Origin of the sequence: Ensifer sp. NM-2, assembly GCF_003024455.1 — a bacterium.
In the GTDB taxonomy this organism is placed as follows: Bacteria; Pseudomonadota; Alphaproteobacteria; order Rhizobiales; family Rhizobiaceae; genus Ensifer; species Ensifer canadensis.
The window spans coordinates 382,575-407,376 of sequence record NZ_PVZR01000004.1 but is presented as its reverse complement, the minus strand read 5'-3'; the positions used below and the strand labels follow the sequence as shown (position 1 = coordinate 407,376).

The window sequence follows — 24,802 nt, the reverse complement described above, 5'->3', positions numbered from 1 at the left end:
GCGGAATATGGTGAAGTTAATCCTCGGCAATCGTCAGATGAGCATTATTATAATAATACATGCTGCGTTGATGAGCGCGGAGAAACTGTCGTTTCTACAATGGCGAATGATGGCCGAGGCGCAAAGGATTGCCTTTATTACGACACAGAGTTCCGGATGTCCATTGAAAATTCTATTTTTTTGGCAATCTGGGTGCGCCTGAGAAACTCAACGAGGTCCCGTGGACGCCCGAACACCCTGCAAAAGCGCGCATGCGCGTGCTCGGTTTGACGCCGGTTGAAAGGGTTTTCCGGAGTGATATGCGACATCGAGAAGGAACCGCTGACGGCTAGCCGACAACCTCATTGCGGTAGACGCACCATAATCCACCCGCCTGACATATCCAATGAGACCGTGTCGCCTGACCATCACTTCGCACCAGGTTCCATCACAACGATCAAGCCTGAGCAGCACGCCGCCTTGCAAGCTGGCGCGCTCCGTGGCTGTCGCTGCAGGCGCGCTTCTCAGTGCTGCGTTCGAATCCAGCCAGTTTCCGACGGTGGCCATCCGTTGACCGGAGAGCAGCGCTGCCGACATCCAGCCGATAGCGCCGTCCGCGTCGCGAATCATTCGCCAGTTGCCGGACTCTTCCACAACCCTCGAGCGGCAAACCGGGCGTGACATAAAGCCAGATGATCAGCGAGGCCATCTGGCGCTGGACTCATCGTGTGCAGCGGGCAGCACCTTTGAGGGCTGCCGTCATGCCTTTCAGTGAAAACGAATAGGTCGTTTCCGTGCCGCGGCGTGAGCGCGCATTCAGCGTCATTGTGGCGCCCGCCTTCATGGCGGCTACGAGCTCGGCATCACGGGCCTCGCGTCGCGTCCATGCGGCCCTGCCCTGCGGTGCCAGCGTGAAAGCCTTGTCGCCCACCGCGGCAGTCAGGGTGGAACCGGCCTCGAGATCATAGCCCATGATGGCTTGTGGCACATATCCGGTGGCCGGCCGCGGCGACGGCGCGACAAGGAAGAAGTTGTCGCCGTGGTCGACGTGATCAGGTTTCATCGTCGTTGGGATCGAGAGAATGTAGCAGGTGTCGCGCCCTTCATTTTCGTAGGAATACACGCCCCAGGCGCCGAAGGAGTTGAGCTTTACGGGTTGCGCCTGCGCTGAAGCGTACGTGGTAAGGACGATAGCGCAAGCAGCAATAACTCTGGATTTCATCTTGTTTCCTTTGGCATGGAGGGATCAGGCAGTGCGTTTCGACCGCACACAAGATGCGCCATTCGCGGTCGCAATCGTTGTCAAAGTGTTAACGAAAAGCACCCGAAAAAATGCCCATTGCCGCCGACCAGGCGCAAGTCCCGCGCAATGCACTGCTTGTGCCTCGCCTGACTGAACGTGCGACCTCGATAAAAATATCGTGACCGGATTGTGTTCACTTGAGGGGTCGACATGTGGTCGGTTAGTCGCGAACATGAACGGGAGATGAACAGATGTTTGATCAAAGTTTGGAACGGGCGCCCATGTTCGGCCTAACGTTCGCTTCACAATTCTCTTTGCAACCCATTGACATTGCTGGGGTCGTGGCGGTCAGGACTGCCATCGCCTACTCTGACGTGTTGACGGACGTCGACATTTCGGTAACGCACGAACACGGTGTCATCTACCTGGATGGGGTGGTGTCATCCGTCCGGATGCGCGATGCAGCCCAGAAGATAGCTGCTGAAGTTACCGGTTCACCCATCAGAAACCGGCTTGCGTGGCACATTGACCGTTACCTTTGAAAACGTGACCGTCGGGATCGGTCACGGCATCTTTGCGCCCGACGATTAGCGCTGATCACGACACCCGGCAGGTTCATTCCGCAGCAAGGGTGCGGCCATACATGGCCGTCAAACGCCTGGAATTAACGCGATCGAAAGCCGGTGATGTTAGCACTCCTGGGTTGAAAAGGGAGAGCTGTCATGCTGCCTGCACCATGGAAGCCGATTGAATCCGGTGGCCTGATCCGGCTGGGATCCGCACGCGACGGCGGTTATGTCGTTCCGAAGCGCGCCGTGCTTGCCTCAAAGCGCTTGATCAGCATGGGACTGAACGACGATTGGCAGTTCGAGAAGGAGTTTCGGCAACTCGCAGGCGTTGGCATCGTCTGCTTCGACCATTCCGTCACTTGGAAGTTCTGGCTGCGGTATTATGTCGAGCAGGTTCTGCGGCTTCGCTGGGGCAGACTGGCGCGATATCTGGATTATCGATGGTTCTTCAGCCGGCCAGGCGTCGAGCACCAGCCCATCAGAATCGGCTATGATCAACCGGGGGAAGTTAGCGTCAAGGGGCTGCTCAAGGAGTTCTCCGAAGACAATATTTTCCTCAAGATCGATATTGAGGGATCCGAGTACCGGATACTGGACGATATCGTGAAATATTCGGACCGCTTTACCAGCGTCGTCATCGAACTCCACGATATCGACATACACGAAGATCGAATCCGCAGGTTTGTGGAGGGAATGTCGAATTTCTCGATCGTTTTCCTTCACCCGAACAATTTTGGCGGCACGGACGATCAGGGCGATCCATTGGTTATCGAAATGTGCCTTGTGAGGAATGATCTGCTGGACCCGGCAGCACCAGGCGAGACACGCCCCGAACTGCCGGCAAACACCTCACGCCTCCCCGATATCGAATTGCGCTTCGCTCCGGTCGGCATCAGTTCGACGGTCGGGCCGCGCCGCGATCTCACGGCTTAAGCTGACATCCACAGCATCCCAGGAGTAGCGGCCCTCGTTGGTACCGCCACTCCGTACTCAGCGTTTGAACAAGGGTGTGCGAACGTGCCCCGAAGCAGCGTATGTGAGCGAGGATTCGAGTTGCTCGAACGGCAAGCCGCGGCGGAGCAGATGAGCGACAGCGACCTCGACGATCAGCGGTGCGAATTTCTCTGCGGGACAGGCATGCACGCCGGCACCGAACTCAAGAAACTTTCTGTCCGCCCGTGTGATATCGAAACGATCCGGATCCGGGTTTAACGCCGGGTCCCGGTTTGCCGCCGCCAGCAATACGATGATCATCTCGCCCTGCCGCACCATATGACCTGCGATCTCTGCGTCACGCGCCATGAAGCGAAAAGTGCTGTTGGTGACGGGATCACACCGCAAAACCTCCTGAATAAGCGGTCGCAGCAATGTCGGATCCGCGACGACCTGCGTGCGCAGCGCCGGTTGGCGCGCCAGCGCCAGGAGCGTCGATCCGATCAGAGACGCCATCGCCACATAGCCCTGAACCAGGTAGCCGATGGCGTTGACGACGACATCAGTTTCATCATCGCACCCGACCCGCCTTGCCTCGTTTGCCAGGGCGTGAAGCAACGGACCGCACTGTTGACTGTCGCGCCTGATCTTCATGACGAGCTCGAACAGCGCCTGGGCGCCGTGGTCGCCCCGTGCGAGCAGTTCTGCTGTCAATGCGGGGATCCCGGTTGCCGCGGCCGCAGCGGCGGCGCCATAATCGCCGAGCCACGCCATCACATCGCCGAAGCTGGCCTTGGGGATGCCAAGCAGTTGCGCGACGACCTGCACCGGCAACGCAAACATGAACGTCATCGTTCTATCCACGCTGAACATCTCTTGTGCGTCACCGTCGAGTTCCATGGCACGCCGATGCGCAACGACAGCGACCTGCCCGAGATCGACGCTACGCAAGGCGCTTGCGACCGCCAGCCTCAACTTGTCACCGGCGTCGTCATCGCGCAGACGCACCAAGCGCCCGAATATCTGGCCGGCCGCGCCACCCAGCAAGGCCTCGGGAATCGGTTCGCTCAAGGGGCGCGTGAGACAGATCTTACTCGTCAGAACCTCCTTGACTGCTGCCGCGCTCGCAGCCACCCACCAGCCATTTGCCTCGTCATGAAAGAACGGCTGCTCTTGTGCCAGACGGCTATAATAGGCGGAAGGGTCACGATGAGATGGCGCAGCACGAACATGCGCGGGTTCGTCGGGGGACAGTATGATTGTGTTCATGGCAATACTCCTGCGTTCGGGCCAATGAGCCGCCTTGTCCCTTAATGTCCCTTGCCTTTGCATTTGTCCAAGTTATAGTATTTCTGATACTGATCAGCTTTATGCATGGCCATGGACAGCGAAGCACTGCTCACATTCGTGACCATCCACCAGGCCAACGGGTTCTCGCGCGCCGCTGACATTCTCGGCCGCTCCCAGCCCGCCATCAGCCGGCGCATTGCCCTGCTCGAAGAGGAACTGGGCGTGCCGGTTTTCGAGCGTGCCGCCGGTGGCATTGTGTTGAGCGAAGCGGGCCGCACCCTGCTCCCACATGCAGAGCGCGTACTTGCTGCGCTCGGCGATGCCTCGAGTGCAATCAAAGCCATGCAAACGAACGTCGTGGGGCGTGTCGCGATCGTCGCTGTTGGCACACTCGCCGGCACGAACCTGACCGTGGTTCTCAAACACTTCACGGCCGAGCATCCCGGGATCGAACTTGCGATCAGCACCGCAACCAGCGCCGAAGTCAGCGAGCTGGTTCGGCGGGGTGAAGCTGCGATTGGTCTGCGCTATCTCCTCGACATCGCACCGGATCTCATCTGCGAGCATGTCGCCTCGGAACCCATGGCCGTCATCTGTCACGCCGACCATCCCCTGGCTGGCAAGGAAATCAAATCTCTGACTGAGCTGCGCCATGAGACCTGGTTCGCTTTCCGCAATTCTTACGATCAGCGCGAAACGTTCGCCGACAACATCTTTGCCCAGTTTCAGGCGCGCGGCGTCGCCGAAATCCGCTGGTCGGCCATAGACAGCCTCAATGCGATGAAACGCCTGGTCGAGGCCGGCCTCGGCATTGCGTTACTGCCGGAAAGCGCGATCGATGAGGAAAGGCGCGGAGGTTCACTCGCCACGGTCGGGGTTGCAGACCTGATCGTCGCAAACCCAATTTACACGGTCACGCGTCGTGGCGGTTATCTCAGCCCCGCCACGCTTCGCCTGCTGGAACTTCTGCGAACATCTCCCAGTTTCACGGGCAACGCTGACCTGCAACCACAGGGCGGGAGACTTGAGTCTTCGTAAGACACAATCCGGTTGGGCAGGTCCTATACAAGCACGTGAGGCTGTAGACGGTCCAGCTTAGCATTGCGGAAAAAGCTGGTGACAGCACAAGACACCTTCGCAGCGGGCGGCCACTTCCTGATGCATTCAATGTGGTTTCGCTATTCCGGCTCGCGCAGATCGCAACGCCGGAGATGGAAAAGGCCGGTGGTGGCGCCATACTCGCTATCGCATCGATGGCGGGTAACGACCTCCGTGCGGTCAATCACATCGAGCTGCCGTGGCCTTGGAGCCATGGCGACCTGTTCCTTGCCAATCGCCGCTTGCCGGATCGGCGGACGGCAGTCCCCGCCGACCGGCGGGCACTGACATCTTTTGCCCATAGGCAGCAAGACCGAATTTCGACGGTTCGCAGCAGCGGCAATCTCACGCGATCTTACGCCCGGCGCGCTCAGCTTACTGTTGGGCTGGGGGCGTGGTTTGAATTTTTTCCTGAACCTTCTTGGCCAGAGCCGGGTCGTTTTGGGCGGCTGTCAGGATAGAAGAGTATTCCTCCACCGAAATAGCGGACGAGGATTCCACAGCCTCCACCATCTGCTTGCTGGCTTCAGTCTGCAGCTTCTCCTTTGCCGCTGCGTCCGTTGTTGCTTCTATCTTCGCGGAATACGCCTGCCGGACCTTGTCGACCTGAAGGTAAGCGACTGCAAATGCCTGGATCTTCTGATCGCTGATGGCATCCGTGCCCTTGCCGGCCTGGCCCTGGGTCGGCTGCGTCTCTTGTGCCTGGGCCATTTCCAAGGCAGACGCCGGACTGAAGGCCGTGAAACTGACAAGTGTGGCGGTCAGCGATGCAATGAGTGCGTAACGATTGATCATGTCCATTCCTCTATAACGTGCCAGGCAGCAATACAGCGCCTTGCTCATTCGCCCCCAAACCGGATGAATGCGGGGCGTGGTCTGGACAATGAAACCCTCGAAAGGGCCAGGTGGGGCAGCGACAGGGCAATTTGCTGACCATTGAACGGCAGCTTTGTGGCTTTCACCGAGCGCCGAAAACGCCACCGCGGCCCTGTCGCCCTGCGGAAATCTTGCTGCGCGGCTGGCTCTTAACTGCAATGCGATCGTCGGCCGCCGCCTTTGTTGGCGAGCCGGTACGCTACGGATATCGAATGTCCAAAGCGCACCGTTTGCGGACGCCAAGGTCGAATAGCGTCATCTGCCGCGTCCGCGATGGTCGTTGAACGCAGCGGTACCAAACTCGACGTTCTTGGCAAGTGCCGGCCATTCGCTCGTCACGCCCGGCTGCACCGGCCGCTCCAGATAGGTCGAAAGAACGACATAGCTCCGGGTCGCCTTGACGCCAGGCGTGTCATACAGGCGCGCCAGCAGTCCTTCCAGCGCATGCGTGCTCTCCGTGCGCACCTTAAGGAGCATGCAGGTGTCCCCCGCCACCGAATGCACCTCCTCCACTTCGGGATGTTCTTCAATAGCAAGCAATGCTGGGGTCTTGCCCCAGCCGGTGGTGTCGACATGAACGAAGGCAAGCAGGGTCTTGCCAACGGCCTCGGGATCGATGAGCGCCGCCACGCGACGAATTGCGCCAGAGCGCCTCAGGCGCTTTACGCGCTCGTGCGCGGCCGGTGGTGATAGTCCGACACGGTCCCCGAGTTCGGCGTAGCTCATGGTCGCGTCCTCGACCAAGGCGCCTAATAGCTTTCGGTCCATCGCATCCAGATCACGTTCGGGATGACGCTTGCGCCGAACCTCTTCTGTATTTTGGTCCATTCTGATGTTTCCTCTTGTGGCAGAATGACATTCTGCAATCATCGCTCCATGACGAATGCAGATCAACATATTTCCACTAAATCAGTCGAGCGCTCCCGCATCCCTCCGTTTGCCTTCGTGTTAACGACCTGCATCGGCGTCATCGGGTCGAACTCGCTGGCGCTGGGGCCGATTGCGCCAGAAGTTGCACGCAGTCTTGACGTGGGCGCTCCGGCCGTCATGACGGCATCGGCGGTTTTTGGTCTCGGTACGGCGGCGAGCGCCATCTTCCTTGGACGTTTCATTGATCGCTACGGCCCGAGCCGAATGCTTGTGATCGCATTGCTTCTGCTTGCGATCGGGCTTGGCGCCAGCGCGGCCGCACCGGCGCTCCCCTTCCTTGTGACAGCACAACTGCTGGTCGGGATTGCCGCCGGCATCGCGCTGCCGGCCATCTACACGCTGGCAGCCATTGTCGCGCCGGCGGGACGCGAGAGCGAGACCATCGGCCTGGTGTTGACGGGCTGGACGCTGAGCATGGTCGCAGGTGTACCGTTGTCGGCGGCTATTGCCGATTTCGCCGGCTGGCGCGTGACCTTCCTTGTCGTCGCCGCGGCCGCCCTTATCGTATGTGCTGCGGTGCGGATGGCTGTCGTCCGGGACGCGCCTCAAGCGGCGGCTTCGTCGCCGTTGACGGCGCTCGGCGTTCGTGGGGCCGTGCCACTTCTTTCCGCCTGCGCCGCTTTCATGGCCGCCTTCTATGGCGTCTATGCCTATATCGGCGATCATCTCCATGCCGCCTTGGAACTGCCCCTCAGCGCCAACGGTTTCATTGCGGCCTTCTATGGAGTCGGTTTTGGAAGTGCTGCCTTCCTCGACCGTCTGATCGATCGCCTCGGTGCCGGGAAATTACTGCCGCTCATTTTTCTCGTTGTCGCCGCAGTCTACGTTGCGATGGCAGCAGCCAGCGGTTCCTACAAAGCCATGCTGGCGGTCGTCTTCTTCTGGGGACTTGCCAACCATCTCGGACTCAATGTGCTCATCATGCGGCTGACGGCGCTCAGCCCCACCCGGCGCGGCGCCATCATGGGACTAAACAGTGGCGTCACCTATCTTGCCCTGTTTGCCGGCACACTTGCCTTTGGCAACCTCTATTCTGCGGCGAGCTTCTTTGCTCTCCCTGTTGCCGCCGGCGGTCTGATGCTTGCGGCAGCGCTTTGCGCGGCTCTTGCACCGCGCTAGAGCATGTCGCGCAAAAGTGCACAGCGGTTTTGCGATTACGACATGCGCAAAAACAAGAGCTTAGAGCGCAGCAAGCGAATCCGAGAGATCGCAACGCGCTTTAGCGGCCCTCGTCGTTCGACCAGTTGGAACGCCGATCAGCGTATAGGCGGGATGGGTTGCCGAGGCGCCTGGTCTAATGCGCGGTGTAGGCGCCATCCACCAGATGGTAGCTACCGGAGATGAAGCTCGCTTGTTCGGACAGGAGAAAACACACAAGAGCTGCAACTTCGTCCGGCGTGCCGCGTCGACCCATGGGCTGAAGCGCCTCCAAGCGTCGGTTGCTTGTCAACTCGGACTGCTCGGATAGCAGTGGCGTTTCGATCATGCCCGGCCCGACCGCATTGATTCGTACGCCCCTTTTTGCATACTCGATCGCGGCGACCTTCGTCAGGCCGACAACCCCATGCTTGGCTGCGGTGTATGCCGATGCGGTCGGCAGGCCGACGGAGCCCAGAATCGACGACATGTTGACGATAGATCCACCACCCTGCGCCGCCATGGCGGCGATCTCGTACTTCATGCAATAGAACACGCCGTTGAGATTGACGCTGATCAACCTTTCCCACTCGTCTACCGGGTAATCAGCCGTCGCCCTTCGAATGCCGTCGACTCCGGCATTGTTGACCGCCAGATGCAGCCCCCCGTGTGTCTGGACAACGGTTTCGACCAGCTTCGCCACGTCGCCGGCTTTGGCGACATCGACCTCCACGGGGAAGGCCGTCCCGCCAGAGGAACAGATCTCGTTGGCGACCGCACGCGCCGCATCGGCATTGATATCCGCTACGACGACTTTCGCCCCCTCTGCGCCAAGCTGACGGGCGACCGCGGCACCTATCCCAGACCCTGCGCCGGTTACAAGCGCGACTTTACCGGCGAAGCCAAGCTCCATTCTGTGTATCCTTATTCAAGAGCCCAATCGACCAGAGGCGGACGCAAGCTGCAAGCAGGTTCATCAATTGTGGCGTGCTTTGTTAGCCTGCACCTGCGAAACGCGAAGTGCAATGGCCTTTACTCTTCCTGCACTACTAGTTTTCTCCTCGGAAAAGCGAAGAATAGCGACTTGGCCAACGAACGCTTGAGTGTTAAAGACGAAACAGTGCTCACCGATTACTCGTAGGTGGATATGAACAGTAACCGCGTTACCCGGCGGGCGATCCTGCTCGGCAGTTTGGCTTTAACGGCATCTGGATGCACATCAACGGCACAACGATTGGGCGAGCCCATCTTTTCTGCCTTCGGAGGTGGCCCGTCTTCCCGCTATCGGCGTCGAGATGTGGCTTATGACGGAGGTGAGCCCCCTGGGACGATCGTCGTCGACACCACGGAACGCTACCTATATCTGGTTGAAGGCGGTGGTCGGGCCATCCGCTACGGCGTTGCTGTCGGCGAAGATGGACGCACGCTCAAGGGCCCGGCGTCAATCGGGCGCAAGGCCGAATGGCCGTCCTGGACGCCGACCGAAAGCATGATGGAGCGCAAGCCGCATTTACGGCAATATGCCGGAGGCGTCAGCGGTGGGAACCATAATCCACTTGGCGCAGCCGCTCTTTATCTCTATCGCGGCGGGCAGGATACCATGTTCCGGCTGCATGGAACAAACGAGCCCTGGACGATAGGCCAGGCAGTATCGAGCGGATGCGTCCGCTTGACCAATGAGGATATCGTCGATCTGTACAACCGAACTCCCGTTGGGGCCAAGGTTCTGGTCATCTGATCAAGCTTTTATGCTCGCCGACGCAAATTGTGTTCTTTTTGCACTAGGCGAGAGCGAAGAACGCCCTATTAATATAAGCGTTGCCTTTGATTCCCATTCCGCATAGAGGAGAGGACTTCTTGATGAGCAGAAATCTAATCATGATCGTTACCTTGCTTTCCGTCGTCGGCCTGAGTGGCTGCGATACTATCGGCAAAGGCAAGGGTAAAGCCCCGCCGCCGGTCGAGTCCGCCGAACCGGCACCGGTCTATAAATAACTTGAACTTCTGATGGGTGGGGAGGGCAAGTGCCCTCCCCACGTCATCCCAACCGGTCGGGCCGGCCCTAAGGCTGCAATGTCTGCCGGGCTGTGCTCATCGGAGTTCAGGAGATATTCCACAGTGATGCCGCATATGATTGGCCGACTAACACTCGTGGCAATGCTCGCGTTTGCGACGGCTGCCTGCGAATCAACTGATAAAAAACCCGAACCGCGTTTTGTCTCGAGTACCAGTGGCGCACCTGCCGTGAGCGCAGGCGTAGCCCGGGAAGCCGGTTACTTTATCGAATTCAGATCCCGATACGCCCTAAGCTACGGCCATACCTATGTGATTTTCGGGCGCACGGATCAGGCTGGTGCGATGATTGATCCCGAAGTCGCGGGTCTTGCACCGGCCAGTACCAGCGCAACTCCCTATGTCCTCGGTCACTTTTTGCCCGTACCGGCCGAAACTGGTGCCAGCGACGGTGATCTTGAGGAGGCATACAGGTCAGCAAGCTGGCGCGTGATGCTGACCGAAGCGGAGTACAACAAGACCGTTGCCGATATCAGGAAACTTAAAGCCAAATCGCGATTCTGGCAGGCGTCGGTTTACAACTGCAATGCCTTCGTCGCAGATATCGCACGTTCCATGGGATATCAGACGCCCAGCATCTGGCTAAGGCCGCAGCAGTTCGTTACAAAACTCCGGCAGATGAACGCGGGCTAAAGGCGATCGGTCCGGCGTTTCGCGCCCAATCGATCGTATATCGCAGAAAGGCTTCGGTGACTTGAAGTGATCATATCGATCGCCGCTCTGGGCAAAATCGTGTGGGTAGTCGGCATCATCGCCTGGTACTTTATTCGTGTGCCGTTCGAACGCCGGGCAAAGCGCGTGCAGGTCGTCAGCACCCGCCGCTCGCCGGTTGACATGTTCGGGCTTGCGTCCGGCCTCCTTGGCCTGGCGATCATCCCAGCTTTCTACGTTGCCACTGGAATGCCGGGGGCCGCCGACTATTCGGCCCGTCCGTGGGCCATCGTGCTAGGCGCAGTCATTTTTTTCTTTGCCCTGTGGGTTTTTCGCCGGACACATAAGGAGCTCGGTCGGAACTGGTCGATCACGTTGGAGATTCGTGACAAGCACGAGCTGATCTCCGGCGGACCGTACGCCTTTGTTCGCCACCCGATGTATACGTCCTTCATGCTGATGGGTCTCGGTCAGGCCTTTCTGCTTTCCAATTGGGTGGCAGGGCTGGCGGGCTTGCTCGGGTTCGCGGTGCTTTTTTTTCTAAGGGTGGACAAGGAAGAGCGTATGATGCTGGAGATTTTCGGGCCGCAGTACCGTGACTACATGCAGCGGACCAAGCGAATCGTCCCGTATCTCTATTAAAGGTGACATGATGCGAGGCCGAGCCATCAAGCTTTCGGTGCCACGGCGCCTTGTCTGTGACCTGATGCGGTTTTCGATCGGGGTGCCGCGCGTTACCGTTCAGCGGCAAATGAACCTCGACCCGCTGCAAAGGGCGAGAATCGCCCAGACCAGCAGGCCGTCTTGGACCGCGCTGTTCTTGAAGGGATACGCGCTTCTTTGTCGGGAGACGCCGGAGTTCCGGCGTGCATACGTCAAGCTCCCCCGACCTCAGCTTTATGAATACCCGGAAAGCGTAGCGTCCATTGCGCATGAACGCGAGCATGACGGCGAGCGGGTGGTCCTGCTCAGCAAGATCAAGTCTCCGGAGCGCCTCCCGATCCCTGAACTGGCCGCCCTGATCGATGCGGCGCGGTCGCGCCCGGTGGCGGAGATAAAGGAGTTTCGGCGCGCGCTGAAGATTGCCCGCATGCCGGGCCCATTCCGTTGGCTGCTCATGTGGCTGGCGCTCAATCTCGGCTCGCGGCGCGCCCACTACTTCGGCACCTTCCAACTGTCGGTCTATTCGGGCCTCGGGGCGGAATCGCTCAATCCCCTGACCCCCCTCACCACCCTCTTCAATTACGGCCCCATCGCCGCGGACGGCACGGTCACCGTACGCATCCACTACGATCACAGGGTCATGGATGGTGCCAATGTCGCGCGCGCGCTGGAACGCTTCGAAGCGATCCTGAACGGTGATGTTGCCCAGGAAGTGTTGGGTCTTTCTCAAGACGAAGCCGTTCACACGCCCTTGCTGTCGCGGAAGACCACATGATGGTACAGGCCGAATTGCGACCGGCGGTCGTGGTCATTGGAGCCTCGCGCGGTATTGGTCGGGCGATCGCCAAAGTTGCCGCGCGAGAAAAAGCACCCGTCGTACTTGTCGCGAGATCCCACAAAGATCTGGTCGCAGTGGCGAGCGAGATTGGAGAGGCCGGCGGCGAAGCATTCGTGCTGGACCTCGACCTGTTTTCGGCCGATACGGCGGCGCGCCTGGAGGATTTCCTCACGGCAAACAACCTTTGCTGCGACGTCCTCGTCAACAGCGCCGGCTACGGTTTGCGGGGGGCGGCAACAACACTCCCCGTCCAAGATCAGTTGGGGATCATCGACCTCAACATCCGCGCGCTTACCGACTTGTCTCTTCATTTCCTGCCGGGGATGGTGGCGCGCGGTCGCGGCGGCGTCCTCAACCTCGGCTCCATTGCCGGCTTCATGCCCGGCCCTAACATGGCGCTTTACTACGCAAGCAAGAGCTACGTGCGCTCCTTTTCCGAGGCCCTTCACCAGGAATTACGCCGTACCGGCGTCACGGTGACATGCGTTGCTCCCGGTCCGGTATCGACCGAATTCCTGCAGCGATCCGGCGCCGATCGCGTGCCGCTTTTCAAGGTCCTGCCGAAGCTTGATGCCGACTATGTCGCCGAGCGCGCTTGGCGCGGGTTCAAGTCGGGGCGGCGTCTCGTCGTGCCGGGAATCTCCGCCAAACTTGCGGCGTTTGCCGCAGCGTGGCTGCCATCCGCAGTCATGTTGCCATTGATCGGCCGATTGCAACGTCGCAGCAATGATCCCTGCCCTTGCGGCTCCGGCATAAAATTCAAGGATTGCTGTGGCGCCCGTTCGCGTCGGGATGCCTTGCGGCAAAACACCCCTCTAAACCGCTGATCGGTTTGACACCGTCGAAAAATGCGCCTTCGGATCGCCTCCGGATACCGCAACCAATGTGAGGGGTGCCGTTTGCGAATGCGCTCCATGGCACCTGCGTCAAACGCCTCAAAAATTGGATGTGGTCGATGATGGCGGAGTGACTGGTGATGTCGGAGGATCCCGTCGACGCGTGTACCAAAAAAGCAGTGTCAGACACTTGAAGGCCAGCCAGCGCCCTCCCATCTGCCGGACAACCCGCTGGTCCGGGCCCCTCTGGCGAGAGCTTCCGGCGCTCTTGCGATGTCGGACCTTATCCGACATCTGCGCCGGCGGAGCTCTATTCCGTGGATACTTCCCTTTTGTTTATCGATTGGCTGGGTACGCCAATCTGGATGTGGCTCAGCTTCATCACGCTGGTCATCGCTATCCTGTCCTTCGACCTTGGCGTGCTGCACAACGATAACAAGGAAATCGAGGTCGGCGAGAGCATCAAGCTCTCAGCGCTCTACATCTCGCTTGGCCTCGCTTTCGGCGGCTGGGTCTGGTGGTATCTGGGCGCCGACGCCGGCCTTGCCTACATGACCGGCTTCGTCGTCGAAAAGACGCTCGCGCTCGACAACGTGTTCGTCATCGCCCTCATTTTCTCATTCTTTGCCGTCCCGCGTCTCTACCAGCATCGGGTGCTTTTTTGGGGCATCCTCGGCGTCATCGTCCTGCGCGCCATCATGATCGGCGTCGGTGCGACGCTTGTCGCTGAATTCTCGTGGCTACTCTACATCTTCGCTGCCTTCCTCGTCGTTACCGGCTTGAAGATGCTGTTCATGAAAGAAGCCGAGCCCGACATCTCCAACAACGCGTTGGTGCGCTTCATGCGGAACCGTTTCAATGTAACGGAGACCCATCACGGCGAACATTTCTTCGTCAAGCGGGCAGATCCGAAGAGCGGCAAGCTGATCTGGTTCATCACGCCGCTGTTCATGGCCCTCGTGCTTATCGAGGTGGCTGACGTTATCTTCGCCGTCGATTCGGTACCGGCGATCTTCGCCATCACCACCGATCCGTTCCTGGTCTATACGTCCAACATCTTCGCCATTCTCGGCCTGCGGGCGCTCTACTTCGCACTGGCAGCGATGATCCACCGCTTCCGCTATCTGAAGCCGGCTCTGGCCGTGGTTCTGATCTTCATCGGTTCGAAGATCTTCGTTGCCGATCTGCTGGGCCTGGAGAAATTCCCGGCGGCGCTGTCGCTTGGCATCACCTTTGCGATCATCGCAAGCGGCGTGATCTGGAGCCTGGTCAAGACGCGCGGGGAGGCGATACCGGCCGAGTAAGTCTCGGCAAAGCGACCTCCGTCAAGACGAGGCGATACGCCCGGAGGCTGCCCAAGAGGGCAGCCAATCCATTTCAGTGACAATCAGCTAAGCCGCGGGTGCTCGAAAGAACGCCCGCGGTTCGCGTTTATCGGATCGGCGTCTGCTCGCCCAAAGCGGCGACCATCGCGCGGATCTTCACGGCTTTCTCGAAATGGTCGAGCCGATGGGTCCTGATCCACCATTCGGCCGCCTCCATCAAAAGCTCTGGGTCTTCGTTTTTGTTGGCAAAGAAGGCATAGAACGAGAGGCCCACCCCGGGTCCCTTTTCAGCGATCTTCCGATCGCAAACTTCCAATATCTTCCGTTGCAAGGCGGTTCTCATGATCCGGCTCCAATGCGTTTGCTGATTGTCTCTGGTGAAGGGGTCGGCTTCGCCCTGCCCGCTCAAAGGGCTCTTTTCAAGACGAGGTCTTAGCCGCAGCCGGTCGGGCTGCGCAATCCTTGACAGGGCGGTCACGATTCATCGGGTGATTGTCTGATTGACCGGCCGTTGCCGCACCCTTGGATGTGCCATCGCACGCAGGGCTTGACGCCAGAATATTGCGTGTATATACACGCAATATGTCCTATTGTTATTGCATCCTCCTGCGCAAAGCCTCGAGACGAGTGACGTCGCTCTATGACGACGCGCTTGCGCCTATTGGCGTCAATCTCGCGCAGTTCAGTCTGCTGCGAAACATCCAGCGGGCGGAGCCCATCTCTCTGACGGATCTCGGCCAGCGCACGGAACTCGACCGTTCGACGGTCAGCCGGAACGTCAAGGTCCTTGAAAAAATGGCGCTGGTCGTAATGGTGAGCGGGCAGGATCAAAGGGAGTCGGCTGTCGAATTGTCCGAGAAGGGGCGGCAAGTCCTGCGTGACGGGGCTCCTCTCTGGGACGGCGTGCAGACGGCAATCGAGGCCAAGCTCGGGGATGAAGCGTCGGCCCAACTGACGGCCCTGCTGCAGGCTCTCTAGTCAAATCAACACAATCGATCGATGGAAGGAAATGGCCGATGTTCGGACCGGTGCTTGCGCGATATCTCGCCAAACGTGACATCCATTATGGCTGGGCTGTCGCGGCCGTTACATTCCTCGTCATGCTGGCGACGGCCGGTGCAATGGGGTCCGCGGGCGTTCTGATCAAGCCACTCGAAACAGAGTTCGGATGGTCGACTGCCGAGATATCGTTTGCGCTCGCCATTCGCCTCGTGCTCTTCGGTCTGCTTGGGCCGTTCGCGGCAGCCTTCATGAACCACTTCGGCGTCAGGAAGGTCGTTTCCGCGGCGCTGGTTCTCATCGTTACCGGCATCATTGCGTCGTTCTTCATGACGCAGTTGTGGCAGATGGTAGCGCTTTGGGGTGTCGTTCTCGGCGTCGGCACGGGCATGACCGCGCTAGTGCTCGGCGCCACCGTCGCCACGCGCTGGTTCGACAAAAGGCGCGGCCTCGTTGTCGGCCTGATGACGGCCAGCAATGCCACCGGGCAGTTGGTGTTCCTGCCCCTCCTCGCCTCTCTCACCGAGGCGATCGGCTGGCGCACCGCCCTCACCGTCGTCATCGCGGTCCTGTCCTTTGCCTTCCTCCTCGTGCTCCTGTTCATGCAGGACCGGCCTGCTGACGTCGGCTTGGCGCCCTATGGCGGCCGGGCGATCGTGCCGGCTCCAGCACAGAAGCATAATCTGCGCACCCTGTTGCTTTCGCCATTGAAGGCGCTGCAGGAAGCGTCCCGTTCAAACACGTTCTGGGTGCTGTTTGCGACCTTCTTCGTCTGTGGCTTCAGTACCAATGGCCTGATCCAGATGCATTGGGTGTCGATCTGCGGCGATGTCGGCATCGCTGCCGTCGGTGCGGCCGGTTTCCTGGCGCTGATCGGCGTATTCGACCTCGTCGGTACGGTCTTTTCCGGCTGGCTCTCCGACCGCTATGACAATCGTTGGCTGCTCTTCTGGTTCTACGGCCTTCGCGGCCTGTCGCTGTTGTTCCTTCCCTTCAGCGGCTTCAACATCTACACGCTGTCGATCTTCGCCATCTTCTATGGCCTCGACTGGGTCGCGACCGTCCCGCCGACCGTGAAGCTTTCGGCGGAACGCTTTGGTGCAGAGCGGGCGGCGCTGGTCTTCGGCTGGGTGTTTACCGGACACCAGCTCGGCGCGGCGAGCGCTGCATTCCTCGCCGGCGCGAGCAGGACGTCGCTCGAGACCTATACGCCAGCGCTTATTGCCGCCGGCTTGCTGTGCATCGTCGCCGCACTGTTGGTCCTGACCATCGGTCAGCGCGCACCGGCAAACCTGGTGCCGCAGGCGGGGTGAAATGCTAGCAGTTGCCGGCCGCAGTTCTTCATTGCGGCCGGCAATCGACTATTGAACTGCCGTGGTCCCGTAAACGAGGTTCGGCAGCCAGAGCGAAAGCTGCGGGAACATGCTGAGCATCAGCAACAGCACCATCATCATCGCGAGATAGGGCAGCACTTCGCGTGCATAGGCCATCATCGGAACCTTCAGCACCATCGACGAGATGTACATCAGACCACCGACCGGCGGCGTAATGCCGGCAATGGTCAGGTTGGTGATGAAGACGACGCCGAAATGCACGCGATCGATACCGACGCCGTCGATGATCGGGATCAGCATCGGCGTGAGGATGATCAGCGCTGCCGACCCCTCGATCGCCGTACCGATGACGATCAGAAGCACGTTGATCAGCAACAGCATCAACAGCGGGTTGTCGGTTGCTGCACCCAGCCAGCCGGACATCGCTTGAGGCACCTGTTCCCAGGCGAGATAGAAACCGAAGGCCGCGGCCGCGCAGATCATGATCATGACCACGGCCGAATCGCGCACCGACTCGGCAAGCACTTCCGGGATCTGGCGGATGGTGAACTCACGGTAACCGAAGACCGCCACGAACAGCACGTAGACGACGACGACTGCACCAGCCTCCGTGGTGGTGAACAGCCCATAGCGAGTTCCGGCGAAGATGACGATCGGGATCGACAGCGCCCAGAGACCGTCGACCAGCGCCTTCATCGCTTCGGCACGGCTCGCCCGCTCCTTGCGCAGCGGCTTGTAGCCACGCTTCTTGGCAATGAAGTAGGTGGTGATCATCAGGCCGCCGGCAAGCACAAGGCCGGGCACGACGCCAGCCGCAAACAGCCGGCCGATCGAGGTTTCGGCAAGGAAGCCATAGACGATAAGACCGATCGACGGCGGGATCAGGCTGGTGATAATGGCGGCCGATGAGGTGATAACCGCAGCGAAGGCACGGCTGTATCCCCGCTCCGACATTTCGACGCCCAGCGTCTTGGCAAGCATCGCCGCATCGGCGTTGGCGGATGCAGTCAAGCCGCCAAGCAGCGTGCCGAGAACCGTGCACATCTGGGCGAGTGCCCCGGTCATATGGCCGACGAGGACGTCTGCGAGGTTGAGCAGCCGGCGGGTGATGCCCGAGGCGTTCATGATGCAGCCGGCGAGTACGAACAGCGGCAGCGCCAGCAGCGACACGGACTGGCTACCTTCGGCCATTTCCTGGGCGAAGTTGGCAAGTGGAATCATGTCCATGTTGATGAGGAAGAACGCCAGCGCGCCGATCGCCATCGCCCAGGTGATCGGGGTGGACAAAAGGAAGAGAACGACGACCAGCAGCGACGGGCCGGCAAGATGAAAGAAGGTCATATCAGCGATTCCACATTGCGATGCACCCGCGCGGTCCACGGTCTCTCGACGATCAGGTGCTGAACGAACATGCCGGCGGATGCCAGGGCGAGCGGGCCATAGGAGAGGCTGCGCGACAGGTCGAGCGCGATGGTGTGGACCTGGCGCGACGTCCATGCCTGCCAGGCAAACAGCACCGTCATCACCAGGAAGAAGACGGCGAGCAACAGGTAATTGAACCAGGCAATCGCCTTCTGCCAGCCTGCGGGGAAGGCCGTGACCAGCACATCGATCGCCGCATGCGTCCCCAACCGAACACCGGCAACGGCGCCGAAAAACACGAGATAGGCAAAGGCCATGATCGCCAGTTCGTAGGTCCATGCAGCCGGCTGCGGGAAAATATAGCGACTGACGACACCCCAGAGGATCGAAAAGACGATGACGATGAGCGCGACAACGCCAATCGCCTCGTCGGCGCGGCGAAAACTGAGAAGAGGAATTGTCTCTTCCTGAAGGTGTGAGGTTTCCATGGCGGCCTCGGTCATGTGAAGAGAAGGATATGGGTGGCCGATAGCGCCACCCATTTGCGGTCGGCTGTACCAGTCTCACATTCCCTGTGAGCTGATCTGCCAACCCGGCGTCGACCGTCGAGCCGACGCCGGGTTGGCGGCGGGAGCGAGCGTGTCCGCCTACTCGGCCATCGCCTTCTGGACGCGGTCGTAGATGCCGGGAGTAATGTTCGGCACCTTGTCATAGGCGATGCGCGACGCCTCGACGAAGGCTGGAACGTCGACGTCTGTAACGATCTCGACACCGGAGTCGGCGAGCTGTTTGGCATAGGCGTCGTCGGTTTCGAGCGTCATCTCAGTCAGTTCCTTGGCGATCGTCTGCCCCTCCTCCAGAAGGATCTTCTGCAGATCTTCCGGCAGGCCGTTGAAGAACTGGCTCGATGCGACCCAGGCGGTGAACATGATCTGGTGGCCGGTCTTGGAGACGACCTTGCGGGTCTCGTTCAGCTTCGCACCGGCGATCGAACCGAATGGCCCTTCAGCGGCATCGACGACGCCGGTCTGCAGCGCGTTGTAGACATCGCCCCAGGGAAGTTCCGTCGGGCGTGCGCCGTAGCTGCCAAAGGTCGCCATCATGATCGGCGAGGACGGCACGCGGATCGTCACGCCGGCAAGATCGGCCGGGGTACGGACGGGCTTGTTGGAGATGATGTGGCGGTAGCCGAAGAGGCCGTTGGGCATGATGATCTTGATGCCCTGCGCCTCGAGCTTGCCCGACAGTTCCTTGTAGAGGTCCGATGCAAACAGGCGGTCCGTGGCCTCAAGACTCGGATAGACGTAGGGGCCGGCCAGGATCGACATATCGGGCACGAACTGACCGAGCTGGCCGTAGTCGGTGGCGCTGAGCAGGCTGGCGCCGCTCATCACCATCTCATTGACCTTCTTCTGCGCGCCGAGCTGGTCGCCGGTCATCACGGTAATCGCGATTCGGCCGTCAGAACGCTTCTCGACGCGCTCGGAGAAGGTCTTCATCGCCTTGACGATCGGCTCGTTGGGATTCACCTGCGAGGTCGAAAAACGCAGGCTGTATTCCTGCGCATTGGCGCTACCGCAATAGGACAGAGCGGCGATGGCAGCCGCGAGCACGAACTTCTTCATTGGATCCTCCTGTTCCGGACTCCCCTCCGGAATTCATTCATAAGCGAATGAATAAGTTATTTACGAATGAGTCACAAGCGTCAAGTGGAATGTCTCGGTGCCGCGGCCGTTCGAAGGTGAGAGCGCCATTCCGCGTCCCGTTGGCGGAAAAAGCAAAAGCCGCCGCAGAGATCCTGCAGCGGCTTCAAGCAACACGTTTGAATTCACACCTTATATATGAATACCCTCTCAGGGATAATCGGCGCTACTAGCCCTTGAACGTGTAATCCTTGATGGACTGCGGCTTCATCTCGATCGAAAAGCCTGGACGTTCCGGCGGCATGTAGGCGGCGTTGTGGATGATGCACGGCTCGAGGAAGTGCTCGTGCAAATGGTCGACATACTCGATCACCCGGCCATCCTTGGTCCCAGACACGGCGATGTAGTCGATCATCGACAGATGCTGGACGTATTCGCAGAGCCCTACCCCGCCGGCATGCGGCCAGACTGGAAGCTCATACTTCGCCGCCACCAGCAGAACCGCCAGCACTTCGTTCAGGCCGCCCATGCGGCAGGAATCGATCTGCACCACGTCGATCGCGCCCTCGGCGATGAACTGCTTGAACATGATCCGGTTCTGGCACATCTCACCGGTTGCGACTTTCACCGGGCCGATCGCCTCACGGATCTTACGGTGGCCGGCGACATCATCGGGACTTGTCGGTTCCTCAATGAAGAACGGCTTGGCAAAGGCCAGTTGTTTGACCCAGTCGATCGCTTCACCGACCTCCCAGACCTGGTTAGCATCGATCATCAGGTAGCGGTCCGGGCCGATGACTTCGCGTGCAATGGTCAGGCGCCTGATGTCGTCGGCGAGATCACGCCCGACCTTCATCTTGACGTGATTGAAGCCCTGGTCGATTGCCTCCTGCGCCAGCCGGCGAAGCTTGTCGTCGTCATAGCCGAGCCAACCGGCAGACGTCGTATAGCAGGCGTAACCTTCGCTCTTCAGCGTCGCGATACGCTCCGCCTTGCCGGCTTCGGCACGCTTCAGGATCGCCACGGCTTCGTCGCGGGTCAGCACATCGGTCATATAGCGGTAGTCGACAATGTCGGCGATCTCTTCCGGCGACATGTCGGCGACGAGTTGCCAGACGGGCTTGCTGGCTTCCTTGGCGAGCAGATCCCAGATCGCGTTGACGATGGCACCGGTGGCCAGATGAATGGCCCCCTTCTCCGGGCCGATCCAGCGCAGCTGGCTGTCGCTGGTCAGATGTCGCCAAAAGCGGCCTGGATTGGCGAGTATCTCCGCCGTATCGCTGCCGACGACGAGATGCTGCATGGCTTTGATCGCCATGCAGCAGATGTCGTTGCCCCGCCCGATCGTGAACGTCAGGCCATGGCCCGCCAATCCGGGGCTATCGGTGTCGAGGATGACATAGGCCGCGGAATAGTCAGGGTCCGGGTTCATGGCATCGGAACCGTCGAGGCTCTGCGATGTGGGAAAGCGCAGATCGAAGACGCGCAGATCGGTGATGCGGGTCATGTTTGCTCCAATGAGAATAGATCAGTCGTCCGCGCGTACGGACTGCTTCTGGGTGCCGAGACCTTCGATGCCGAGTTCGACGACATCGCCGGCCTTGAGGTAACGCGGCGGCTTCATGCCCATGCCGACGCCCGGCGGCGTACCGGTCGAAATGATGTCGCCCGGCTGCAGCGACATGAACTGCGACAGGTAGGAGACGAGATAGGCGACACCATAGACCATGGTCTTGGATGAGCCGTTCTGCATCGTCTCGCCGTTGACCTTGAGCCACATCGGCAGGTTCTGCGGATCCGGAATCTCGTCCTTCGTCACCAGCCATGGGCCGGTCGGGCCGAAGGTGTCGCAGGACTTGCCCTTGGTCCACTGTCCCTGGCGCTCGATCTGGAACGCGCGCTCTGACACGTCGTGGACCGTGCAATAGCCGGCGACATAGTCGAGGGCTTCGGCTTCGCTGACATACTTCGCCTTGCGGCCGATGACGACGCCGAGTTCGACTTCCCAGTCGGTCTTCTCGGAGCCGCGCGGAATGACGAGGTCATCGTTCGGACCGACGATGGCCGACGTCGCCTTCATGAAGATGATCGGCTCGGAGGGAACGGTCGCACCCGTTTCGGCGGCATGGTCGGAATAGTTGAGGCCGATGCAGATGAATTTGCCGGTGCCAGCGACGCAAGGGCCGAGGCGCGGGCTGCCGGCCACAGCCGGAAGGCTGGCAAGATCGAGCTTGGCCAGCTCCGCCAACTTGGCAGGATCCAGCGCTGCTCCCGAGAAGTCGGCGACATGGCCGGAAAGATCGCGAAGCGTGCCGCTCGCGTCGATGATTGCAGGCTTTTCCTGCCCCGGTTCGCCATAACGAAGAAGTTTCATGGTGTCATATCCCTGATTTGAGTGCTCAGATGGTCCAGCCGCCATCGATGGCATAGGCCTGCCCGGAGGTATAGGTCGCGCCGGCGAGGTAGAGGGCGAGATCGGCGATCTCTTCCGGCGTGCCGATCCGGCCCATCGGCTGACGGGCGATGAAGGCGGCCCGCGCCGCGTCGTAATCGCCCTGTGCCCGCATGCGATCCTGCAGCGATGGGCTTTCGACCGTACCAGGGCAGATGGCATTGCAGCGGATGCCGTCGGCGACATAGTCGGCGGCAACGGATTTGGTCAGGCCGATGACGGCCGCCTTGGTCACGCCATAGGCAAAGCGGTTCGGCACGCCCTTGATGCTGGACGCAACCGAAGCCATGTTGATGATCGAGCCGTCCTTGCGCGAAAGCATGCCCGGCAACACGGCCCGGATGGTGCGGATCATCGCCTTGACGTTGAGGTCGAAGGCGAATTCAAGGTCGGCATCCTTCATGTCGAGGATCGAGCCGGCATGCACGAAACCGGCGCAATTGAAGAGCACGTCGACCTGACCGATCTTCTCAACCAGCGCCTCGACAGCGCCTGGGTCGAGAACGTCGAGCCGATGGGTTTCAACAGAGGCTTCTGCGGCCAGCGCTGCGAGTGCCTCGGTGTTGATGTCGGTGGCATGCACCTTGGCGCCGGCCTTGGCAAAGGCAAGCGCGGTGGCGCGGCCGATGCCCTGGGCTGCGGCGGTGATAAGGACGACCTTACCCAAAAGACCCGTTGTCATTGTTGACCCCTCATGCTTTGCGTTCGACGACCAGGATATGATCGGCGGCGAGGACGACCTCGCCACGCTGGTTGATAACTTCGCACCGTTCGACGACACGTCCCGCCTTCGGCCGCTTCGGATCGTCCTCCTTGGCGGAGATCGTCACGCGGGTGCGGATGGTGTCGCCGATATGAACCGGACGCACGAACCGTAACCGATCATAGCCATAAGAAAAGGCGACGGGATTGATCAGCGACGCCGTCAGGCCGACGCCGATGGAAAAGATCATGGTGCCATGGGCGATCCGCTGGCCGCCGGGCAAGGTTTTGGCGAATTCCGCGTCCATGTGGTGCGGGAAGAAGTCGCCCGTATGCCCGGCATGGACCACGAAGTCGGTCTCGGTGATCGTACGGCCTGTGCTCAACCTGACATGGCCGAGTTCATAGTCTTCGAAATGGATTGTCTGTTCCAACATCGTCAACGTCCGGGAAGTGGCGCGATCGCGGTTGCAGGCCGCGCGCTGGATTGGTAGGCGGCCTCGACCAGCGCCATCGTCTGCCAGGCGTCGTCGACTGCGCCGATCAGCTGCTCGTCCTCGCCACTAACGAAGCGTTGCAGGTTGGCCATGCGATTGGCAAAAGCGTCTGGGAACCAGGCGCCGTTGAGCGGCACCTCCACCCATTCCGTGCCACCGGCTGGCCGGATCCACAGTTCGTCGGGCTCGCCGCGCGGATAGTCGAGATTGACGCCCAGCTTGACGTATGCCGCCCCCTCGGTTCCCGAGATACGGAACTCGCAGGCCTGGAACTTGCGGCCGAAATCATGGTCGTGATTGACCGAAAGCACGCAGCGCACCTGGTCGCCGTAGTCGAGAATGGCGGCCGTGCGGGTCTGCGCCACCTCATGATTGGGATGGCCGATCGTCTTGGCGTGCACACCGTCGGGATTGCCGAGCAGTCCGCGGATCAGGTCGAGATAATGGATCGAGTGCATGGCGATCTCGATCCGCGGCAACCCTTTGAGGAACGGCCAGAGACCCCAGGGCGTGGCAAGTGCAAGCCACGCATCGAAGTCGACGATCTGGCCGAGATAGCCTTTTTCGATCGCGTCGCGCAGCGCCAGCATCATCGGGGCAAAGCGAAGCTGGAAATTGACTGCCGCCTGCAATTGCCGGTCACGGCAGATGTTGAGGATCTCCGTGGCTGCTGCCAGATCTGCGCCCATCGGCTTCTGGATCAGGGCGCCCGATCCTACTGGCAGTTTCGACAGGATTGCAGCATGCGCTGCCGGCGGCGTCGCCAGATCGAAGATCGCATCTGGGATTGCCAGCGCCTCGGTCTCGGTCGCAAACGCTCGGATGCCCCATTCGGCAGCAAGCGACGCCGCCTTCTTGACATCGGGATCGAAGATGCCGGCGACGGGAAGGCCTGCCTTGCGATAGGCCGGAAGATGCGCATCACCGACAATGCTGCCGGCGCCGAAGATGACGATCGGGCGCGGTTTTTCGGGTGTCGGCCAGGATTGCTGCAGCGACGTCGGATCGAACTGGTCAGTCACGATGCAAGACCTTTCCGTCGTGGTGGAAGACTTCCTCCAGCATCGCCCACCACTCGCCATCCCCGCGCGTTTCGAGCGGCTTCTGGCATGGCATGCAAACCGACCACCATTCCTGGTTCTTCGGGTGCGCGGCCATCCTGGCCATGTCGGCTGCGAAATCCTCGCCGACATATTCCCAGTAGCCGAACAGCAGGTTTTCCGGCTCCTTGAGGAAGATGGAGTAATTCGTGACGTTGCATTCGGAGATCAGCGTAAGGATCTCCGGCCAGACGGCAGCGTGCAGCGTCTTGTATTCGGCGATCTTGTCGGGCTGAAGACCGATCACCATTCCCATTCGTTGCATGGCGGCC

The 24,802-nt window shown here is 60.2% G+C and carries 29 protein-coding genes and 1 pseudogene; 14 read left to right on the top strand and 16 right to left on the bottom strand.

The window, feature by feature from the left end; translation table 11 throughout:
* Positions 1–207 precede the first annotated feature (207 nt).
* On the bottom strand, positions 208–663 hold the full coding sequence (locus C6558_RS41550; RefSeq protein WP_107027274.1) for an SH3 domain-containing protein: 456 nt from the start codon (positions 661–663) through the stop codon (positions 208–210).
* A gap of 37 nt (positions 664–700) precedes the next feature.
* Positions 701–1,201, bottom strand: coding sequence for an invasion associated locus B family protein (locus C6558_RS11395; protein ID WP_084814732.1), 501 nt, complete (start codon positions 1,199–1,201; stop codon positions 701–703).
* 272 nt (positions 1,202–1,473) lie between these two features.
* Between C6558_RS11395 and C6558_RS11390 the strand changes: the two genes are divergently transcribed.
* Positions 1,474–1,764: a BON domain-containing protein gene (locus C6558_RS11390; protein WP_057208004.1), complete on the top strand. Its 291-nt coding sequence runs from the start codon at positions 1,474–1,476 to the stop codon at positions 1,762–1,764.
* A 180-nt stretch (positions 1,765–1,944) separates the two neighbouring features.
* Positions 1,945–2,724 (top strand): FkbM family methyltransferase, encoded by a 780-nt coding sequence (locus tag C6558_RS11385; RefSeq protein WP_025428767.1) that lies wholly within the window; start codon positions 1,945–1,947, stop codon positions 2,722–2,724.
* A gap of 57 nt (positions 2,725–2,781) precedes the next feature.
* Here the strand turns inward: C6558_RS11385 and C6558_RS11380 are convergent, their stop codons facing one another.
* Positions 2,782–3,624, bottom strand: a complete 843-nt coding sequence (locus tag C6558_RS11380; protein WP_158268926.1) for a cytochrome P450 — start codon at positions 3,622–3,624, stop codon at positions 2,782–2,784.
* A 474-nt stretch (positions 3,625–4,098) separates the two neighbouring features.
* Between C6558_RS11380 and C6558_RS11375 the strand changes: the two genes are divergently transcribed.
* A complete protein-coding gene (locus tag C6558_RS11375; RefSeq protein ID WP_084814734.1) occupies positions 4,099–5,052 on the top strand; it encodes a LysR family transcriptional regulator in 954 nt (317 codons plus the stop codon).
* A 128-nt stretch (positions 5,053–5,180) separates the two neighbouring features.
* A pseudogene (locus tag C6558_RS40640) lies at positions 5,181–5,303 on the top strand (7-alpha-hydroxysteroid dehydrogenase); the annotation flags it as partial.
* 184 nt (positions 5,304–5,487) lie between these two features.
* Here the strand turns inward: C6558_RS40640 and C6558_RS11365 are convergent.
* Together C6558_RS11365 and C6558_RS11355 are read right to left on the bottom strand one after the other, a co-directional pair.
* The gene (locus tag C6558_RS11365) at positions 5,488–5,913 is read right to left on the bottom strand and encodes a DUF4168 domain-containing protein (protein WP_084814736.1); all 426 of its coding nucleotides are present in this window, start codon (positions 5,911–5,913) and stop codon (positions 5,488–5,490) included.
* Between the two features lie 330 nt (positions 5,914–6,243).
* The gene (locus C6558_RS11355; protein WP_057214751.1) at positions 6,244–6,816 is read right to left on the bottom strand and encodes an Lrp/AsnC family transcriptional regulator; all 573 of its coding nucleotides are present in this window, start codon (positions 6,814–6,816) and stop codon (positions 6,244–6,246) included.
* Positions 6,817–6,864: 48 nt separating this feature from the next.
* Here C6558_RS11355 and C6558_RS11350 point away from each other — a divergent pair, with 48 nt between their 5' ends.
* On the top strand, positions 6,865–8,037 hold the full coding sequence (locus C6558_RS11350; RefSeq protein ID WP_084814746.1) for an MFS transporter: 1,173 nt from the start codon (positions 6,865–6,867) through the stop codon (positions 8,035–8,037).
* A gap of 175 nt (positions 8,038–8,212) precedes the next feature.
* Here C6558_RS11350 and C6558_RS11340 read toward each other — a convergent pair whose 3' ends face one another.
* A complete protein-coding gene (locus C6558_RS11340; protein WP_084814738.1) occupies positions 8,213–8,968 on the bottom strand; it encodes an SDR family NAD(P)-dependent oxidoreductase in 756 nt (251 codons plus the stop codon).
* Between the two features lie 234 nt (positions 8,969–9,202).
* On the opposite strand from C6558_RS11340, the gene C6558_RS11335 reads away from it, so the two are divergent.
* From C6558_RS11335 to C6558_RS11305, 7 genes are all read left to right on the top strand, one after another.
* Positions 9,203–9,793 (top strand): L,D-transpeptidase, encoded by a 591-nt coding sequence (locus C6558_RS11335; RefSeq protein WP_025428760.1) that lies wholly within the window; start codon positions 9,203–9,205, stop codon positions 9,791–9,793.
* A 122-nt stretch (positions 9,794–9,915) separates the two neighbouring features.
* Positions 9,916–10,050 (top strand): hypothetical protein, encoded by a 135-nt coding sequence (locus C6558_RS11330; protein WP_025428759.1) that lies wholly within the window; start codon positions 9,916–9,918, stop codon positions 10,048–10,050.
* A gap of 126 nt (positions 10,051–10,176) precedes the next feature.
* On the top strand, positions 10,177–10,761 hold the full coding sequence (locus C6558_RS11325; RefSeq protein ID WP_084814739.1) for a hypothetical protein: 585 nt from the start codon (positions 10,177–10,179) through the stop codon (positions 10,759–10,761).
* A gap of 72 nt (positions 10,762–10,833) precedes the next feature.
* Positions 10,834–11,421 carry a protein-S-isoprenylcysteine O-methyltransferase gene (locus tag C6558_RS11320; RefSeq protein WP_025428757.1) on the top strand — a complete coding sequence of 196 codons (588 nt, stop codon included), beginning with the start codon at positions 10,834–10,836 and terminating at the stop codon, positions 11,419–11,421.
* A 10-nt stretch (positions 11,422–11,431) separates the two neighbouring features.
* A complete protein-coding gene (locus C6558_RS11315; RefSeq protein ID WP_057208092.1) occupies positions 11,432–12,217 on the top strand; it encodes a hypothetical protein in 786 nt (261 codons plus the stop codon).
* Complete coding sequence (locus C6558_RS11310; RefSeq protein ID WP_057208021.1) at positions 12,214–13,107, top strand: SDR family NAD(P)-dependent oxidoreductase; 894 nt, start codon at positions 12,214–12,216, stop codon at positions 13,105–13,107. Before C6558_RS11315 ends, C6558_RS11310 begins: the two co-directional genes overlap by 4 nt.
* 326 nt (positions 13,108–13,433) lie before the next feature.
* On the top strand, positions 13,434–14,420 hold the full coding sequence (locus C6558_RS11305) for a TerC family protein (protein WP_084814740.1): 987 nt from the start codon (positions 13,434–13,436) through the stop codon (positions 14,418–14,420).
* Between the two features lie 127 nt (positions 14,421–14,547).
* Here C6558_RS11305 and C6558_RS11300 read toward each other — a convergent pair whose 3' ends face one another.
* Positions 14,548–14,784, bottom strand: a complete 237-nt coding sequence (locus C6558_RS11300) for a DUF6500 family protein (protein WP_057208094.1) — start codon at positions 14,782–14,784, stop codon at positions 14,548–14,550.
* Between the two features lie 239 nt (positions 14,785–15,023).
* On the opposite strand from C6558_RS11300, the gene C6558_RS11295 reads away from it, so the two are divergent.
* Entirely contained in the window at positions 15,024–15,419 is a 396-nt protein-coding gene (locus tag C6558_RS11295; RefSeq protein ID WP_025428752.1) for a MarR family winged helix-turn-helix transcriptional regulator, read from the top strand.
* Between the two features lie 38 nt (positions 15,420–15,457).
* The gene (locus C6558_RS11290; RefSeq protein ID WP_025428751.1) at positions 15,458–16,753 is read left to right on the top strand and encodes an MFS transporter; all 1,296 of its coding nucleotides are present in this window, start codon (positions 15,458–15,460) and stop codon (positions 16,751–16,753) included.
* Between the two features lie 48 nt (positions 16,754–16,801).
* On the opposite strand, the gene C6558_RS11285 is transcribed toward C6558_RS11290, so the two are convergent.
* The 9 genes from C6558_RS11285 to C6558_RS11245 form a co-directional block, all read right to left on the bottom strand.
* The gene (locus tag C6558_RS11285) at positions 16,802–18,115 is read right to left on the bottom strand and encodes a TRAP transporter large permease (protein WP_025428750.1); all 1,314 of its coding nucleotides are present in this window, start codon (positions 18,113–18,115) and stop codon (positions 16,802–16,804) included.
* Complete coding sequence (locus tag C6558_RS11280; protein ID WP_025428749.1) at positions 18,112–18,624, bottom strand: TRAP transporter small permease; 513 nt, start codon at positions 18,622–18,624, stop codon at positions 18,112–18,114. The genes C6558_RS11285 and C6558_RS11280 overlap by 4 nt, the downstream gene beginning before the upstream one ends.
* 159 nt (positions 18,625–18,783) lie before the next feature.
* Complete coding sequence (locus C6558_RS11275; protein ID WP_025428748.1) at positions 18,784–19,761, bottom strand: C4-dicarboxylate TRAP transporter substrate-binding protein; 978 nt, start codon at positions 19,759–19,761, stop codon at positions 18,784–18,786.
* A 247-nt stretch (positions 19,762–20,008) separates the two neighbouring features.
* A complete protein-coding gene (locus C6558_RS11270) occupies positions 20,009–21,286 on the bottom strand; it encodes an L-fuconate dehydratase (RefSeq protein ID WP_084814741.1) in 1,278 nt (425 codons plus the stop codon).
* A gap of 21 nt (positions 21,287–21,307) precedes the next feature.
* Entirely contained in the window at positions 21,308–22,153 is an 846-nt protein-coding gene (locus C6558_RS11265) for a fumarylacetoacetate hydrolase family protein (protein WP_057208024.1), read from the bottom strand.
* 25 nt (positions 22,154–22,178) lie between these two features.
* Positions 22,179–22,913 carry an SDR family oxidoreductase gene (locus C6558_RS11260; protein ID WP_107027248.1) on the bottom strand — a complete coding sequence of 245 codons (735 nt, stop codon included), beginning with the start codon at positions 22,911–22,913 and terminating at the stop codon, positions 22,179–22,181.
* A 10-nt stretch (positions 22,914–22,923) separates the two neighbouring features.
* Entirely contained in the window at positions 22,924–23,370 is a 447-nt protein-coding gene (locus C6558_RS11255; RefSeq protein ID WP_025428744.1) for a MaoC/PaaZ C-terminal domain-containing protein, read from the bottom strand.
* 2 nt (positions 23,371–23,372) lie between these two features.
* Positions 23,373–24,452: a Gfo/Idh/MocA family protein gene (locus C6558_RS11250; protein WP_057208028.1), complete on the bottom strand. Its 1,080-nt coding sequence runs from the start codon at positions 24,450–24,452 to the stop codon at positions 23,373–23,375.
* On the bottom strand, positions 24,445–24,795 hold the full coding sequence (locus C6558_RS11245) for an L-rhamnose mutarotase (RefSeq protein ID WP_057208030.1): 351 nt from the start codon (positions 24,793–24,795) through the stop codon (positions 24,445–24,447). The genes C6558_RS11250 and C6558_RS11245 overlap by 8 nt, the downstream gene beginning before the upstream one ends.
* Positions 24,796–24,802: the final 7 nt, after the last annotated feature.

What these genes read in the sequence shown, in the direction of transcription:
- C6558_RS11265 (WP_057208024.1), bottom strand. Translation starts at nt 22,153, where the DNA reads ATGAAACTTCTTCGTTATGGCGAACCGGGGCAGGAAAAGCCTGCAATC.
- C6558_RS11330 (WP_025428759.1), top strand. Translation starts at nt 9,916, where the DNA reads ATGAGCAGAAATCTAATCATGATCGTTACCTTGCTTTCCGTCGTCGGC.
- C6558_RS11315 (WP_057208092.1), top strand. Translation starts at nt 11,432, where the DNA reads ATGCGAGGCCGAGCCATCAAGCTTTCGGTGCCACGGCGCCTTGTCTGT.
- C6558_RS41550 (WP_107027274.1), bottom strand. Translation starts at nt 663, where the DNA reads ATGTCACGCCCGGTTTGCCGCTCGAGGGTTGTGGAAGAGTCCGGCAAC.
- C6558_RS11255 (WP_025428744.1), bottom strand. Translation starts at nt 23,370, where the DNA reads ATGTTGGAACAGACAATCCATTTCGAAGACTATGAACTCGGCCATGTC.
- C6558_RS11365 (WP_084814736.1), bottom strand. Translation starts at nt 5,913, where the DNA reads ATGGACATGATCAATCGTTACGCACTCATTGCATCGCTGACCGCCACA.
- C6558_RS11290 (WP_025428751.1), top strand. Translation starts at nt 15,458, where the DNA reads ATGTTCGGACCGGTGCTTGCGCGATATCTCGCCAAACGTGACATCCAT.
- C6558_RS11350 (WP_084814746.1), top strand. Translation starts at nt 6,865, where the DNA reads ATGACGAATGCAGATCAACATATTTCCACTAAATCAGTCGAGCGCTCC.
- C6558_RS11380 (WP_158268926.1), bottom strand. Translation starts at nt 3,624, where the DNA reads ATGGAACTCGACGGTGACGCACAAGAGATGTTCAGCGTGGATAGAACG.
- C6558_RS11280 (WP_025428749.1), bottom strand. Translation starts at nt 18,624, where the DNA reads ATGGAAACCTCACACCTTCAGGAAGAGACAATTCCTCTTCTCAGTTTT.
- C6558_RS11395 (WP_084814732.1), bottom strand. Translation starts at nt 1,201, where the DNA reads ATGAAATCCAGAGTTATTGCTGCTTGCGCTATCGTCCTTACCACGTAC.
- C6558_RS11340 (WP_084814738.1), bottom strand. Translation starts at nt 8,968, where the DNA reads ATGGAGCTTGGCTTCGCCGGTAAAGTCGCGCTTGTAACCGGCGCAGGG.
- C6558_RS11355 (WP_057214751.1), bottom strand. Translation starts at nt 6,816, where the DNA reads ATGGACCAAAATACAGAAGAGGTTCGGCGCAAGCGTCATCCCGAACGT.
- C6558_RS11390 (WP_057208004.1), top strand. Translation starts at nt 1,474, where the DNA reads ATGTTTGATCAAAGTTTGGAACGGGCGCCCATGTTCGGCCTAACGTTC.
- C6558_RS11300 (WP_057208094.1), bottom strand. Translation starts at nt 14,784, where the DNA reads ATGAGAACCGCCTTGCAACGGAAGATATTGGAAGTTTGCGATCGGAAG.
- C6558_RS11245 (WP_057208030.1), bottom strand. Translation starts at nt 24,795, where the DNA reads ATGCAACGAATGGGAATGGTGATCGGTCTTCAGCCCGACAAGATCGCC.
- C6558_RS11295 (WP_025428752.1), top strand. Translation starts at nt 15,024, where the DNA reads ATGTCCTATTGTTATTGCATCCTCCTGCGCAAAGCCTCGAGACGAGTG.
- C6558_RS11325 (WP_084814739.1), top strand. Translation starts at nt 10,177, where the DNA reads ATGCCGCATATGATTGGCCGACTAACACTCGTGGCAATGCTCGCGTTT.
- C6558_RS11285 (WP_025428750.1), bottom strand. Translation starts at nt 18,115, where the DNA reads ATGACCTTCTTTCATCTTGCCGGCCCGTCGCTGCTGGTCGTCGTTCTC.
- C6558_RS11275 (WP_025428748.1), bottom strand. Translation starts at nt 19,761, where the DNA reads ATGAAGAAGTTCGTGCTCGCGGCTGCCATCGCCGCTCTGTCCTATTGC.
- C6558_RS11310 (WP_057208021.1), top strand. Translation starts at nt 12,214, where the DNA reads ATGATGGTACAGGCCGAATTGCGACCGGCGGTCGTGGTCATTGGAGCC.
- C6558_RS11335 (WP_025428760.1), top strand. Translation starts at nt 9,203, where the DNA reads ATGAACAGTAACCGCGTTACCCGGCGGGCGATCCTGCTCGGCAGTTTG.
- C6558_RS11385 (WP_025428767.1), top strand. Translation starts at nt 1,945, where the DNA reads ATGCTGCCTGCACCATGGAAGCCGATTGAATCCGGTGGCCTGATCCGG.
- C6558_RS11375 (WP_084814734.1), top strand. Translation starts at nt 4,099, where the DNA reads ATGGCCATGGACAGCGAAGCACTGCTCACATTCGTGACCATCCACCAG.
- C6558_RS11260 (WP_107027248.1), bottom strand. Translation starts at nt 22,913, where the DNA reads ATGACAACGGGTCTTTTGGGTAAGGTCGTCCTTATCACCGCCGCAGCC.
- C6558_RS11270 (WP_084814741.1), bottom strand. Translation starts at nt 21,286, where the DNA reads ATGACCCGCATCACCGATCTGCGCGTCTTCGATCTGCGCTTTCCCACA.